Source organism: Microtetraspora sp. AC03309, assembly GCF_020826795.1.
GTDB lineage: Bacteria > Actinomycetota > Actinomycetes > Streptosporangiales > Streptosporangiaceae > Microtetraspora > Microtetraspora glauca.
The window spans coordinates 1-456 of record NZ_JADDIL010000507.1 but is presented as its reverse complement, the minus strand read 5'-3'; the positions used below and the strand labels follow the sequence as shown (position 1 = coordinate 456).

The window sequence follows — 456 nt, the reverse complement described above, 5'->3', positions numbered from 1 at the left end:
TCGCGACACTGATCGTCGGCTTGCGCGCACCGACACACGCCGTGGCCGCGGCAATCGCCGGCGCCACCCCGGCAGCGTCGAACGCGGCGTCGGCACCCCGGCCGTCGGTGCGGTCGGCGATGAAGGCGGGAACATCGATGGCTCCCGGATCCAGGGTCCTGGCCCCGAGGGCCTCGATCGCGCCGCGCCGCGTCTCGGACGGTTCCACGACGAACACCTCGTCGAGCCCTTTGCCGCGCAGCGCAAACCAGACGCCGATGCCGATCGGCCCGGCGCCGAAGATCACCGCGGTGTGCAACGGACCGACCTCTCCCAAGGTCGCGGCGTGATAGGCCACCGACATCGGTTCCACCAGCGCGCCCAACTCCAGAGACACGTTGTCAGGCAATCGGTGCAGCATGTCGGCCGGGACGACGGTGTACTCGGCCATACCGCCGTCGGACATCAGCCCGTGGA

The 456-nt window shown here is 70.2% G+C and carries 1 protein-coding gene; it reads right to left on the bottom strand.

Features of this window, described 5'->3' with window-relative positions:
• On the bottom strand, nt 1–430 hold a 430-nt coding region (locus tag IMZ11_RS44095; RefSeq protein WP_374463283.1), incomplete at its 3' end, for a zinc-binding dehydrogenase.
• Between the last annotated feature and the right edge of the window lie 26 nt (nt 431–456).